The sequence below is a fragment of the Methyloradius palustris genome (assembly GCF_019703875.1).
Lineage (GTDB): Bacteria > Pseudomonadota > Gammaproteobacteria > Burkholderiales > Methylophilaceae > Methyloradius > Methyloradius palustris.
Genome location: NZ_AP024110.1, coordinates 1,918,799 through 1,931,908 on the forward strand (window position 1 = coordinate 1,918,799; position 13,110 = coordinate 1,931,908).

12 protein-coding genes are annotated in these 13,110 nt (G+C 47.2%); 3 read left to right on the plus strand and 9 right to left on the minus strand.

Going from position 1 to position 13,110, the window contains the following annotated elements; translation table 11 throughout:
- Window positions 1-59: 59 nt before the first annotated feature.
- Complete coding sequence (locus tag ZMTM_RS09270) at window positions 60-944, plus strand: zinc dependent phospholipase C family protein (protein WP_225907000.1); 885 nt, start codon at window positions 60-62, stop codon at window positions 942-944.
- A 121-nt stretch (window positions 945-1,065) separates the two neighbouring features.
- Window positions 1,066-1,548, plus strand: coding sequence for a hypothetical protein (locus ZMTM_RS09275; protein ID WP_221763609.1), 483 nt, complete (start codon window positions 1,066-1,068; stop codon window positions 1,546-1,548).
- 36 nt (window positions 1,549-1,584) lie between these two features.
- Here the strand turns inward: ZMTM_RS09275 and ZMTM_RS09280 are convergent, their stop codons facing one another.
- The 5 genes from ZMTM_RS09280 to ZMTM_RS09300 all read right to left on the minus strand — a co-directional run bounded on the left by ZMTM_RS09280 (window position 1,585) and on the right by ZMTM_RS09300 (window position 7,167).
- Complete coding sequence (locus ZMTM_RS09280; RefSeq protein ID WP_225907001.1) at window positions 1,585-2,121, minus strand: phosphatase PAP2 family protein; 537 nt, start codon at window positions 2,119-2,121, stop codon at window positions 1,585-1,587.
- 151 nt (window positions 2,122-2,272) lie between these two features.
- A complete protein-coding gene (gene glmM, locus ZMTM_RS09285; protein WP_221763610.1) occupies window positions 2,273-3,643 on the minus strand; it encodes a phosphoglucosamine mutase in 1,371 nt (456 codons plus the stop codon).
- Between the two features lie 9 nt (window positions 3,644-3,652).
- Window positions 3,653-4,477 (minus strand): dihydropteroate synthase, encoded by an 825-nt coding sequence (gene folP, locus ZMTM_RS09290; RefSeq protein WP_221765668.1) that lies wholly within the window; start codon window positions 4,475-4,477, stop codon window positions 3,653-3,655.
- An 80-nt stretch (window positions 4,478-4,557) separates the two neighbouring features.
- Entirely contained in the window at window positions 4,558-6,441 is a 1,884-nt protein-coding gene (gene ftsH / locus ZMTM_RS09295) for an ATP-dependent zinc metalloprotease FtsH (RefSeq protein WP_221763611.1), read from the minus strand.
- Between the two features lie 108 nt (window positions 6,442-6,549).
- Window positions 6,550-7,167 carry an RlmE family RNA methyltransferase gene (locus ZMTM_RS09300; protein ID WP_221763612.1) on the minus strand — a complete coding sequence of 206 codons (618 nt, stop codon included), beginning with the start codon at window positions 7,165-7,167 and terminating at the stop codon, window positions 6,550-6,552.
- 138 nt (window positions 7,168-7,305) lie between these two features.
- On the opposite strand from ZMTM_RS09300, the gene yhbY reads away from it, so the two are divergent.
- A complete protein-coding gene (gene yhbY, locus ZMTM_RS09305) occupies window positions 7,306-7,620 on the plus strand; it encodes a ribosome assembly RNA-binding protein YhbY (RefSeq protein ID WP_221763613.1) in 315 nt (104 codons plus the stop codon).
- 29 nt (window positions 7,621-7,649) lie between these two features.
- Here the strand turns inward: yhbY and ZMTM_RS09310 are convergent, their stop codons facing one another.
- From ZMTM_RS09310 to carA, 4 genes are all read right to left on the minus strand, one after another.
- A complete protein-coding gene (locus tag ZMTM_RS09310) occupies window positions 7,650-8,102 on the minus strand; it encodes a DUF4149 domain-containing protein (protein WP_221763614.1) in 453 nt (150 codons plus the stop codon).
- Entirely contained in the window at window positions 8,102-8,578 is a 477-nt protein-coding gene (greA, locus tag ZMTM_RS09315; protein ID WP_221763615.1) for a transcription elongation factor GreA, read from the minus strand. The genes ZMTM_RS09310 and greA overlap by 1 nt, the downstream gene beginning before the upstream one ends.
- A 93-nt stretch (window positions 8,579-8,671) precedes the next feature.
- Complete coding sequence (carB, locus tag ZMTM_RS09320; protein WP_221763616.1) at window positions 8,672-11,878, minus strand: carbamoyl-phosphate synthase large subunit; 3,207 nt, start codon at window positions 11,876-11,878, stop codon at window positions 8,672-8,674.
- A gap of 19 nt (window positions 11,879-11,897) precedes the next feature.
- Window positions 11,898-13,010, minus strand: coding sequence for a glutamine-hydrolyzing carbamoyl-phosphate synthase small subunit (carA, locus tag ZMTM_RS09325; RefSeq protein ID WP_404804708.1), 1,113 nt, complete (start codon window positions 13,008-13,010; stop codon window positions 11,898-11,900).
- Window positions 13,011-13,110 lie beyond the last annotated feature (100 nt).

The window sequence follows — 13,110 nt, forward strand, 5'->3', positions numbered from 1 at the left end:
GGAGTATATCAAACAAGCACTTGCTTCTATGTTTGTCACAATAAAATCATGATTCTGTCATGTTACATTCACGCTGCGAACTCACATTACGCAACATGAAAGTAAAGGCTCATTTATCAAAGCTCGTGTGGTTATTACCATTCGCTTTGTATTCAGCAGAGGCCAACGCATGGGGCTTGGTTACCCACCTTTATTTCGCTCAATCTTTATTGTGGGCCATGCCACTGCTTGACCCACGCCTGCAAAAAGCCATCAAGCAATTCCCCGAACTGGTGATGGCAGGTGCCTGTTTGCCAGACCTGGCAATAGTCTCCAACGCGTTTCGCCATACACATCACTGGGAAAATGCACACCATCTACTTGCCAGTGCAGATACTGATGAAGAACTGGCCATTGCCATCGGCTATGCCAGCCATTTATATGTGGATGTCATCGCGCATAACCACTTTGTCCCCGCCCACGAAGCCATGTGGCTACAAAACAGCATGATCACGCATATTGCCTCAGAGTGGGCGATGGATGCGCATTTATCGCCATTGATGGATACGTCCCCAGGCAAAGTATTGAACAAACACCGCAAGACCTTAATCAAGTTTATTGCACCAAGATTCAGGTGCTCCGAGACCCGCGCCAATATTGGCCTGCAGCGGCTGGCTTTTTGGGATAATGTGCTGCGCTTTGTACGTTTACCACATGTTATTTATGGCTGCGTACGATTAGCAGATAGCCGCACATTTAAACATTTCACCTACTACATCGCCAAAACTCAAACCGCCATTAGCAACATAGGCTTGGTGTTGAATGGCTACCGTCCTGATTTTGAACCAGAACTTAAACATCTGAGTATTGATGAAATGATTGAATGGCGTAAAGAATGCCTATCACACCTGAAGCTGCAACACCCATCACCTATTAAATACTTTAATGAGCTATTACGTTCTTAATTAGTCTTTTCCACTCGCTAAATATCTCAGGCCTATAAACAAATCACACTGACTGTCTTTGCTTGAACGGTGCCAAATACAATACAATTATTCAAATTGATAGTATTTAGAGAAGCCAACATTGAGTAGTAACGATAAAAAAATTGTTGGGGTTATATTTTTAATACTGTTTTTATGTATTGCATACGATTCTATTGCTATTTATCAAGGCGAAATTCCTTACCCAGAAGAATGTCATGCTGGTAAAGGCTCAATTATTTGCCACTTTAAAAATCTGGTGTTTGAAGAAGGCGGATACTATGGTGTAGCAATGCTTAACGTTGCATTTAGCCTGATATTCTTGGTGCTTGCATTCCTTATGTTCTTTGATGAATCGTACAATCAAAAGAACAATGTTATAGGCAAATCAAGGGCAGATGAACAAGAGTTTAGTATCTTAAATAATGAGAAGAAACCACAGACATTTGAAGATATCTTGCATGGGGAAGAACCTACTGAGGAGTTCTTGGAAGACTTCATAGAACGCAGTAACGCGCCTAAAATAAGTGACGATGAGCTGGAACGACAAGCTTTAGAATTCAAACCTGATGCGGAACAAAAGTAATAACACGAAAACTTCCTGATACTAATAATTACTTCTCTAGATCAGGAAAGACAATCCAGCAATCAGGCCACCGATAGCAGCACCAGCCAGCACATCACTCGGGTAATGCAAGCCCAATATCACACGTGACATACCAACCATCAATGTAAACGGCAGGAGCAGCCAATCCAACATCGGGTAGTAAGCCAAAGCTACCGTACAGAAAGCCACAGCATGCAAGGTATGGCCTGATGGAAAGCTGAATCGATCAAGTGGGCGGCCTGTTAGCCAGATATCTGTATGCACTTCATAAGGACGTGGACGAAGTGTTTTACCTTTTAACCATTTGTAAACCAGTGTGCCTGTTAATCCAGCCAGCGCCATGTGGATGGTAGGAGTCAGGCCAGCTGAACCTTGTGTCAGCATGATGCCTGCCATAATGGTGTACCAGAAAATACCGTCACCCAGCCGACTGATAAGCCTGAACCACATACGTACCAGCTTGTTGTGGCTAGTGCGGTTTACACGGACGCACAGCGCGCTGTCGTAAGCCATGATGCGATTCACATATAAAGCCATTTTATGCGTTGTCATACACACCTCCACACAAGCTGTTGGACTTCTAAGTTACATGCCTGAATTGATTGGTTTTTCATGCATGCAGAATTGCATGCGTGTGTGACAAAAACATGAAGCTATGAGGAATATATGATGACGGGCGGTTTAGCTACCGCCCGTCGAGAATTTAAGCGGCTGACTTTCGGACGACTTCGGCAATGCTTTCGGCGAGTGCTTGAACCTGTGCATGATCTTGCCCTTCTACCATCACACGAATTTTAGGCTCGGTGCCTGACGGACGCAGCAATACGCGACCATGACCATTCAGCGCTTGCTCAGCAGACTTCACTGAATCCTGAATAGCTTGGTTGCTATCCAGCTCAATACGCTCCGCAACTTTAACGTTGATGAGTATTTGTGGGTATAGCACCAAACCTGAACCAAGTTCGGCAAGGCTGGTATTACTAGTTCGCATTGCATGTAGCACTTGTAGGGCAGCGATAATGCCGTCGCCACTACTATGTTTATCCATACACAAGATATGCCCTGAGTTTTCACCACCGAGCTGCCAGTCTTGCTGATTTAGTAGCTCTAGCACGTAGCGATCACCTACTTTGGCGCGCAAGAATGGAATGTCAGCTTTTGCCAAGGCATGCTCTAAAGCAAGATTAGTCATCAAAGTACCGACCACACCACCAGAGAGCTGGTCTTGCTGCTGGCGATGCATGGCAATGATATAAAGCAACTGGTCGCCATCAAGCAAGGTGCCATGCTGATCCACCATCACCAAACGGTCGCCATCACCATCAAACGCAATGCCCAGATCAGCGCCGTGTTCAACCACTGCTTTCATCAAGGCTTGTGGGTGGGTAGAGCCCGCTTCATGGTTGATGTTCAAGCCATTTGGCTGGTTACCGATATTGATGATTTCGGCGCCAAGCTCATGAAATACAGGCGGAGCTACGTGATAGGTTGCGCCATGCGCGCAATCGAGCACGATTTTTAAGCCGCGTAAATCCAGGTCGGTAGGAAATGTGCTTTTGCAAAACTCGATATAACGCCCACCTGCATCAGTAATACGCCGTACCTTGCCTAGCTTGTCCGATGGCTTGATCTGCATTGGGCGTTCCAGTTCTGCCTCAATTGCAAACTCAATGTCATCATCCAGCTTAGTGCCTAAAGATGAAAAAAACTTGATGCCGTTATCTTCAAACGGATTATGCGAAGCAGAGATTACGATGCCAGCCTGCGCGCGCAATGCTCGGGTGAGGTAAGCAATCGCCGGCGTAGGCATAGGGCCAGTTAGTAGAACGTCGACGCCAGCAGCAGATAGGCCTGCCTGCAAAGCGGGCTCAAGCATGTAGCCAGATATACGGGTATCTTTACCAATCAACACCGTTGGGCGTGCACCTGCAGCCAAATGTGAATCCAAACCGGTGAGCACTAAACCAGCGGCATAGCCAAGACGCATCACGAAGTCTGGAGTGATGGGGTATTCACCGACGCGACCACGAATGCCATCAGTACCAAAGTATTTTTTTGTAAGTTTTTTTGTCATAAATTCAATTTAATTAAGTAGCGCTGCCACAACTTTCAGGGCATCTACTGTGGCTTTTACATCGTGAACCCTGACTATTCTAGCGCCTTTCATCACAGATATCACGGATGCAGCCAAGCTGGCATGCAGCCGCTGATCAACATCTGCGCCAACTAGCTGGCCAAGTATGGATTTACGCGATAACCCAACCAGCAGCGGGCGGCCTAATTCCAGTATCTGCGGCAATGCCTGTAGCAGGGCAATATTGTGCGTTGTACGCTTACCAAAGCCAAAACCAGGGTCAAGCAATATGCGCTCTGAGGCTATACCCGCTTCATTGGCTGCAGTTAATCGCTGCTTCAGAAATTCAATCACTTCAGTAACAACATCTTGGTATTGCGGATCCTGTTGCATCGTTTGTGGCGTGCCTTGCATGTGCATTAAGCATACGCCAGCTTTGCTGTTAGCAACGATTTCCAGAGCACCAGGCGCTTGCAATGCGGATATGTCATTGATGATGTCAGCACCTGCGGCAATCGCATGGCGCATTACCTCAGGCTTGTAGGTATCAATTGAAATAGGCACGCCGACTTTGTTCACGAGTTCTTCAATCACTGGGATTACCCGACTCAATTCTTCACCAAGCTCAACAGGGGTGGCACCAGGACGTGTGGACTCGCCACCGATATCCAGAATATCAGCACCCTCTTCTATCAGTTTGAGCGCATGTTCTACGGCTTTTTGTGTGGATGCGAATTTGCCACCATCCGAGAATGAATCAGGCGTGACATTCACAATGCCCATCACATGCGGGCGGGATAAATCGAGTTGATATTGATTACAGATGAACTTCATTTGAGATGACATAAGAATTAAGCCATATTCATTACAGGATGTTATCCAAAATGAATATGGCTTTTATAGACAAAAACTAATTACGATTTAGCAGCAGGCTGTGGTGTAGGCGTTGCAGCTGGACCTGAACTACCTGAATCACGCGGTGGAAGCGTCACTTGCGGTGGCTTAGGCACACGTGGCGGCAAGCCAGCCATGATGTCATTGATTTGCTCGGCATCAATGGTTTCCCACTCAAGCAAGGCCACGACCATCGCTTCAACCTTGTCACGATTACCTTCAAGCAACTTACGCGCTACGGCATATTGCTCATCCAGAATACGGCGGATTTCAGCATCCACTTTCTGTTGCGTAGCTTCAGATACGGTTTTGGCAGACATGCTACCCATAAACGAATCCTGCTCGCTACCTGCGTAGACCATAGTACCAAGGCTGTCAGACATACCGTATTTGGTCACCATATCACGCGCCAACTTAGTCGCACGTTCAAAGTCATTCGATGCGCCAGTCGACATCTGGTTCATAAAAATCTCTTCGGCAATACGGCCGCCAAACAATATCGAGATTTCTTCAAGCATCTTGTCGCGATAGTTACTGATGCGATCAAACTCAGGCAATTGCCATGTCAAACCCAATGCCCAGCCACGCGGCATGATGGTGACTTTATGCACTGGGTCAGCCTTAGGCAACAACTTGGCAACCACTGCATGACCCGACTCATGATATGCAGTATTGCGGCGTTCGTCTTCACGCATCACCATGGATTTACGCTCTGGGCCCATATAAATCTTGTCTTTGGCATCTTCAAAGTCAGCCATATCCACGGTGCGCTTGTTACGGCGTGCAGCAAACAACGCAGCTTCGTTCACCAAATTAGCGAGGTCAGCACCAGAGAAACCAGGCGTACCACGAGCGATGATGTCAGCTTTAACATCTGTATCAATCGGCACCTTACGCATATGCACTAGCAGAATCTGCTCGCGACCACGGATGTCAGGCAAGCCAACCATCACTTGACGGTCAAAACGGCCTGGACGAAGCAAAGCTTTATCCAATACGTCAGCACGATTAGTTGCAGCAATTACAATGACGCCAGAGTTGGCTTCAAAGCCATCCATCTCAACCAGCATCTGGTTCAAAGTCTGCTCACGTTCGTCATTGCCGCCGCCAGTTCCTGCACCACGATGACGGCCAACGGCATCGATTTCATCAATAAAGATAATGCAAGGTGCGGCTTTTTTTGCTTGCTCGAACATGTCACGAACGCGCGCTGCACCGACACCTACAAACATCTCTACGAAGTCTGAACCAGAAATAGTGAAAAATGGTACTTTGGCTTCGCCAGCAATCGCTTTGGCTAACAAAGTTTTACCAGTACCTGGAGGGCCAACCATCAAGACACCACTAGGGATACGTCCACCAAGTTTCTGGAATTTGGTTGGGTCGCGCAAAAATTCAACTAGCTCAGCCACTTCTTCTTTCGCTTCATCGCAACCGGCAACGTCAGCAAAAGTGGTGTGGTTAGAGCTTTCATCAAGCTGACGTGCCTTGCTCTTGCCAAATGAGAATGCGCCGCCCTTGCCGCCACCTTGCATCTGGCGCATGACATAAATCCATACGGCCAACAACAACAACATAGGGCCGAATGAATAGAGAAGATTAGACAATACTGAAGGCTGGTCTTCTGGTTTAGCTTCAACCGTGACGTTGTTCTTCAACAAGTCAGACACCATCCATGGGTCAGATGGTGCATAACTATTGAGCTTCTTGTGGTCAATAGTTTCAAAACGCAACACACGTCCATCAATCTGTACGCGGGAAACTTGGCCATCTTTCACCATATCCAGAAATTGTGAATAGACCACAGGGCTATCAGTATCTGACTTGGAGAATTGGTTAAAAACGGTCATCAGCACCAAGGCAACGATGATCCAGATGGCTATATTTTTTACGATGTTATTCAAAATCACATCCTTATTTAACAAGGAAAATTATCAGGTTTAATTCTAAACCCATTTTTGATGCAGTTGCGGGTTTGTACAAAATCTATGTAGTGACTAATGCTTTCGCCGCTATTTGCGATGCGACCCTAATAGAAAAACTTCACTACTACGATCACGCGAGGCTTTGGGTTTGCGCGTTGCGACTTTTTCAAAGCCAGTACGCATGTTTTGCACGATTTCTTCAAAACCAGACCCAATGAAAACTTTGACCAGTAAGTTGCCGCCCGGTTTCAGCCATTTCAAACTAAAATCCAATGCTAGCTCAGTCAGGTAGGCTGCATTCGCCTGATCAACCGAACTAATACCGCTTATATTGGGCGCCATATCTGCAATTACAAGGTCTATTGGCTTGTTATTTAATTTTTCTTCAAGCTGTTTCAGTACTGACTCTTCACGAAAATCACCCTGAATAAAATCAACACCTGGAATAGGTGACATTTCTAATATATCCAGCGCGATGATGCGCCCATGCTCTTTTAAACGCTGCCGCGCAACTTGGGACCAACTGCCTGGCGTAGCGCCCAGATCAACAATCGTCATGCCTGGCTTGATCAGATGATCCTTATCATCAATCTCCATCAGTTTATAGGCAGCACGTGCGCGATAGCCATCACGATGTGCACGTTTTACGTACTCATCATTCAAATGTTCTTGCATCCAGCCTTTGCTGGTTCGGGTTCTTTTCATTTGCCAGTTTTGCGCTATCTAATGACTGCTCTATCTATTTAATAGACGTATGTGATAGACTGCGAGCCCTTTTTGAATCAATGAGATAAGATAGTTATTCATTTTAATTAACAGAATAAATAACGACCATTAAACGCCATGTCAGATACTAAACCAACACCAGCATACAGCACCAAACAAATCAGCCATCTACGTGGATTAGCCCAAAGTCTTAGTCCAGTGGTCATGGTGGGCAACAATGGCTTGACCGAAAAGGTGTTGAACGAGATTGAAGTGAGCCTGAAAGCGCATGAATTGATCAAGATCAAAATATTTGGTGATGACCGCACTGCACGCATTCAAATGCTGGAAGAAATTTGTGAGAAAACTAATGCAACCGCAGTTCACCATATCGGCAAGCAGCTAGTCATTTACCGCGCCACCGAAAAATCTAAAATCGTATTGCCAAAATAAAACGGTTACTTAATGCGGCCGTTAAAGACTTAGCGGTTAGCCTTAAGTATCAGGACTACACCCAACAAGCTTTGTACCAAATAAGCAATACTAGCAACGCCATGCCAAGTTTTAAACCTGCTGGCAAACACACTATTCATAACGTCCGCTGGCAAAGCCTGTGCTTTTAGCTGGGCAATAATGGGCTGAATACCAAAATGGCCTATCAACGCTAGTACCAACATCAAGAACACCGCCCAAAAGAATGACTGCTTAAGCGCGGAAGTGCCCGCCCGTGCCAAGCGCTGTATCAGCAAATAAAAGCCACTGCCGATTCCCACATACGCCACCAGAGTGAACATCTTGCCGGCCAACATACCTGCTAGCTGTTTATCATCCAGCGCATAAAATAATACAGGCGCAGCCAAATAACCTATCGCCCACAGCGCGCCCACCCACAGCGTGATGATTAACAGCGAAAGCTTGTCTGACCAGTGCTGCATTAGATGTACTTCACATCCAGAATTTCATATTCACGCAAACCTGCTGGGGCCATCACTTCAGCCACATCACCTACAGACTTTCCTATCAAGCCACGGGCAATCGGTGAACTGATTGAGATTTTTCCGCTTTTAATATCGGCTTCATCATCGCCCACGATCTGGTAGGTAGAAACATCGCCGCTATCCAAATCCTCAACTTCAATCGTTGCGCCAAATACGCAACGACCCTCAGCATTCAAAGTGCGAGGGTCAATAATATGGGCATTAGAAAGCTTGGCTTCAATCTCAGAAATACGGCCCTCGATAAAGCTTTGGCGCTCTTTTGCAGCATCATATTCTGCATTTTCTGACAAATCGCCTTGCGCACGAGCTTCGGCAATCGCCTGGATAATATAAGGCCTGTCTGTGCTGCGCAGACGTTGTAGTTCAGCCTTTAAAAGTTCGGCGCCTATTACTGTTACTGGAATCTGGTTCATATTCTTTCGACCTTAAAGCAAAAACATATAAAACAAAAACCACACCCTCAGTGCCGTTTGGCTTAAAGGCGTGGTTTTGATGAACGTATCTTATTACTGGGGGAGCTGTTTATGCAAGCTTTGCAGCGATTGGACCTCTAGCTCCTGCATATGCGCCATGCCGATACAAGCTGCTTTTGAGCCAGCTAGCGTAGTGTAATAGGTCACTTTTTGCTGCAATGCACTACGGCGAATCGCATAGGAATCATGCACTGCACGCTTGTCATCCACCACATTGACAATAAAACTGATCTCACCATTCTTGATCATATCAACAATATGCGGACGACCTTCTGTCACTTTATTCACCGGGCTGACTTTCAGGCCAGCAGCAGCGAGTGCACCAGCCGTACCGCGAGTAGCGGATAACTGAAACCCTAAATCGACCAATGCCTGTGCAATCTCAACCACGCGCTCACGATCTTCACGGCGCACACTGATGAACGCCTTGCCGCCTTTAGGTAATTTATCGCCCGAACCTAATTGGGCCTTAACAAAGGCCTCGGCGAAGGTACGGCCTACACCCATCACTTCACCCGTGGACTTCATCTCAGGGCCTAAGATGGTATCCACGCCAGGGAATTTAATGAACGGGAACACCGCTTCTTTCACAGAATAAAACGGCGGGATAATCTCTTTAGTCACGCCTTGATCTCTAAGCTTGACGCCCGTCATGCAACGCGCGGCAATCTTGGCCAACTGTAATCCGCAAGCTTTTGATACAAAAGGCACTGTACGAGATGCTCTAGGATTCACTTCAAGCACGAATACCGTGTCGCCCTGAATCGCGAACTGCACGTTCATCAGGCCTACTACACCCAAGGCTTTAGCCATTTGCACGGTCTGTACGCGCAACTCATCCTGAATTTCTTTAGAAAGACTATAAGGTGGCAATGAGCAAGCAGAGTCGCCAGAGTGAACACCAGCCTGCTCAATATGTTCCATGATACCGCCGATGATGACTTCTTCACCGTCGCACAAGGCGTCGACATCGACTTCTAGCGCGTCATTGAGGAATCGATCCAGCAACACTGGCGACTCATTTGAGACTTTTACCGCCTCACGCATATAGCGCTCGAGTTGTGCCTGTTCATGGACGATTTCCATAGCACGGCCGCCCAACACATAGGATGGACGTACAACCAGCGGATAGCCGATCTCCAATGCTAAGCGTATTGCCTCTTCTGGCGTCCTTGCTGTGCGGTTTGGTGGCTGTTTAAGACCAAGCTCCTGCAACATTTGCTGGAAACGCTCACGGTCTTCAGCGCGGTCAATCGCGTCTGGTGAAGTACCAATAATAGGCACCCCAGCTTTTTCCAGGTCACGCGCGAGCTTCAATGGGGTTTGACCACCATATTGCACAATCACGCCAACTGGCTTTTCAATCGCAACGATTTCCAGCACATCTTCAAGCGTTACTGGCTCAAAATACAGGCGGTCTGAAGTGTCGTAATCGGTAGAAACCGTCTCAGGGTTACAGTTGACCATGATGGTTTCATAACCATCTTCGCGCATGGCAAAGGCAGCATGCACGCAGCAATAATCGAACTCAATCCCTTGACCGATTCTGTTTGGGCCACCGCCAAGTACCATGATTTTTTTACGGTTACTAGGCAGTGATTCGCACTCTTCTTCGTAGGTGGAATACATGTAAGCGGTATTCGTTGCGAATTCAGCCGCGCAAGTATCAACACGTTTATACACAGGTCGTACATTCAACGCTTGGCGATAAGCACGCACTGCATGCTGGTCTGTAGCTAACAATTTAGCTAGTCGCCTATCCGAAAAACCACGGCGTTTAAGCTGATAGACCGCGTGCTTATCCAAATCAGCCAATTGGCGACCTTTAAGGGCTTGTTCACGCTGAATAATATCGGAGATCTGCACCAAGAACCATTTATCGATCTTGGAGTGATCATGTACCTGATCAACCGTCAAACCATTACGGAAAGCATCACCCACGTACCAGATGCGCTCCGGGCCAGGCTCGCCAAGTTCTTTCTGGATTAAATCAATATCAGTCGTTTTTTCATCAAGACCATCTACGCCAACCTCAAGGCCGCGCAGAGCTTTCTGGAAAGATTCCTGGAAAGTACGACCAATGGCCATGACTTCGCCCACTGACTTCATCTGCGTAGTCAGGCGTGAGTCTGCTTGCGGGAATTTTTCAAAGGCAAAACGTGGAATCTTGGTCACTACATAATCGATTGATGGCTCAAACGAAACTGGAGTTGCGCCACCAGTAATTTCATTCCTGAGTTCATCTAATGTAAAGCCCACAGCTAGCTTGGCTGCCACTTTAGCAATAGGGAAACCAGTGGCTTTTGAAGCCAAGGCTGATGAACGAGATACACGCGGATTCATCTCAATCACAATCATGCGACCATCATCAGGATTGATGGCAAACTGCACGTTAGAACCACCAGTATCCACGCCGATCTCACGCAATACCGCCAGCGAGGCATTACGCATGACCTGGTATTCTTTATCAGTCAGCGTCTGTGCAGGGGCGACGGTAATCGAGTCGCCAGTATGCACGCCCATCGGGTCCAGATTCTCAATAGAGCAGATGATGATGCAGTTATCTTTGCTATCACGCACTACCTCCATCTCGTATTCTTTCCAGCCGAGTAGAGACTCTTCAATCAGCAACTCATGAGTAGGCGAAGCCTCAAGACCACGTTCACAAATGGCAAGAAACTCTTCACGGTTGTAGGCAATACCGCCGCCGCTACCGCCCATGGTGAATGAAGGACGAATAATCGCTGGGTAGCCGATAGAGGCTTGCACCTGCAAGGCCTCTTCAAGGCTATGCGCCACAGAAGAACGTGCTGAACCCAGACCAATCTTGGTCATCGCGTGCTTGAATTTTTCACGATCTTCGGCTTTGTCGATAGCCTCTTTACTAGCGCCAATCAGCTCTACATTGTATTTTTCCAGCACGCCGTGCTTGGCCAAATCCAGTGCGCAGTTTAGCGCAGTCTGCCCGCCCATGGTTGGCAACAAAGCATCTGGCTTTTCAATCGCGATGATTTTTTCAACCATTTGCCAGGTTACTGGCTCAATGTAGGTTGCGTCTGCCATTTCCGGGTCGGTCATGATAGTCGCTGGATTAGAGTTAACCAGAATCACACGGTACCCTTCTTCACGCAAGGCTTTACAGGCCTGCGCGCCTGAATAGTCGAACTCGCAAGCTTGCCCGATGACAATAGGCCCTGCGCCGATAATCAGAATACTTTTAATGTCTGTGCGTTTAGCCATGGTGTTTAATTCAAAGCCTTTATTGCTTATGCTGTTTCATTAAATCGATGAATCGATCAAACAGGTAACTCATTTCGGTAGGGCCAGGACTGGCCTCAGGGTGCCCCTGAAAGCTGAATGCGGGCTTATCAGTACGTGCAATGCCCTGCAAGCTGCCATCGAATAGAGAGACATGCGTGGTTTTGACATTCGCTGGCAAGGTCGCTGGATCAACCGCAAAGCCGTGGTTCTGGCTAGTGATGAATACGCGTTTGTCTTCAGTATCTTGTACTGGATGGTTTGCACCGTGATGGCCGAATTTCATCTTGATTGTTTTAGCGCCACTGGCAAGACCCAATAGTTGGTGGCCAAGGCAAATACCAAAAGTAGGAATCCCTGTATCCACCAACGTTGCAATTGCCTTGATTGCATAATCACATGGCTCAGGATCGCCAGGGCCATTGCTTAAAAAGATGCCATCAGGATTAAGCGCCAAAGCCTCTTCAGCAGTGGCTTGCGCTGGCAACACGGTCACCTTGCAACCGCGTGTGACCAACATGCGCAAAATGTTACGTTTAACACCGTAATCAAAAGCAACGACATGGTGCTGACGGCTTGTAGATTGGGTATAACCCTTACCAAGAACCCATTCACCTTGCTCAAACTCGTATGATATTTCACAGCTAACGACTTTAGCCAAATCCATTCCCGCCAAACCTGGGAAGCCACGAGCTAACTCTAGCGCCTTCTGCTCATTATCTTCACCAGCGAGAATACAGCCAGCCTGCGCGCCTTTTTCACGAAGAATACGCGTCAGTTTGCGTGTATCAATGTCGGAAATAGCGACAATATTATTGGCGACGAGATAATCGGAAAGGGTTTGCTGACTGCGCCAGTTGCTTTCGGTTAAAGGTAGGTTACGAATAATCAGGCCACTGGCATACACGCTGCCAGACTCTACATCTTCATCATTGACACCGGTATTACCGATATGGGGATAAGTTAAGGTAACAATCTGTTTGGTGTAGGAGGGATCAGTGAGAATTTCTTGATAGCCGGTCATTGAGGTGTTGAATACCACCTCACCAACTGTACTGCCTTGGGCACCAATAGAAATACCACGAAACACAGTTCCATCAGCAAGAACTAACATGGCTGGCGTGTGTTGCGGCACGTTCTAACCCCTTGTTTTCAGTTATATTTTAAGTACGAGACCCGTGCGATGACGGGTTAGTAGCAGATACGCAAAGCGG

Coding starts and splice junctions, on each gene's coding strand:
- ZMTM_RS09270 (WP_225907000.1), top strand. CDS start 60: ATGTTACATTCACGCTGCGAACTCACATTACGCAACATGAAAGTAAAG.
- ZMTM_RS09280 (WP_225907001.1), bottom strand. CDS start 2,121: ATGACAACGCATAAAATGGCTTTATATGTGAATCGCATCATGGCTTAC.
- glmM (WP_221763610.1), bottom strand. CDS start 3,643: ATGACAAAAAAACTTACAAAAAAATACTTTGGTACTGATGGCATTCGT.
- folP (WP_221765668.1), bottom strand. CDS start 4,477: ATGAAGTTCATCTGTAATCAATATCAACTCGATTTATCCCGCCCGCAT.
- ZMTM_RS09300 (WP_221763612.1), bottom strand. CDS start 7,167: ATGAAAAGAACCCGAACCAGCAAAGGCTGGATGCAAGAACATTTGAAT.
- yhbY (WP_221763613.1), top strand. CDS start 7,306: ATGTCAGATACTAAACCAACACCAGCATACAGCACCAAACAAATCAGC.
- ZMTM_RS09310 (WP_221763614.1), bottom strand. CDS start 8,102: ATGCAGCACTGGTCAGACAAGCTTTCGCTGTTAATCATCACGCTGTGG.
- greA (WP_221763615.1), bottom strand. CDS start 8,578: ATGAACCAGATTCCAGTAACAGTAATAGGCGCCGAACTTTTAAAGGCT.
- carB (WP_221763616.1), bottom strand. CDS start 11,878: ATGGCTAAACGCACAGACATTAAAAGTATTCTGATTATCGGCGCAGGG.
- carA (WP_404804708.1), bottom strand. CDS start 13,010: ATGTTAGTTCTTGCTGATGGAACTGTGTTTCGTGGTATTTCTATTGGT.